Origin of the sequence: Massilia agri, assembly GCF_024753255.1 — a bacterium.
Classification (GTDB): domain Bacteria; phylum Pseudomonadota; class Gammaproteobacteria; order Burkholderiales; family Burkholderiaceae_D; genus Telluria; species Telluria agri.
In genome coordinates this window covers 1-262 of sequence record NZ_JANUHA010000065.1, presented here as the reverse complement: position 1 = coordinate 262, position 262 = coordinate 1, and the positions used below count along the sequence as shown (strand labels likewise).

1 protein-coding gene is annotated in these 262 nt (G+C 71.0%); it reads right to left on the bottom strand.

Going from position 1 to position 262, the window contains the following annotated elements:
- Nucleotides 1–262: IS1/IS1595 family N-terminal zinc-binding domain-containing protein (locus NX780_RS25150; protein ID WP_441295003.1), on the bottom strand; the 262-nt coding region annotated here is incomplete at both ends.

Here is a 262-nt window from a genome sequence, read left to right as displayed (position 1 = left end):
GACCAGGTGGAGGAATCGATGGCGCCAGCGAAAGCTGGTGTTGCGATGCACGCCGACCGCGTCGGCGGCCGCGCGCACGGTGCGGCTGCCTTGCATGTTGCCCAGGTATTCGAGCCATTTGGCCCGGTGGCGCAGCCTGGCCAGCGGGGTGCCGCTGAGGGCGTTGAAGGTGCGGCCACAGCCACGACAGCGGTAGCGCTGGATGCCGCGGTCGCGTCCGTGGCGATGGCTGTGCCGGTGGCCGCAGGCTGGGCAGCAAGGC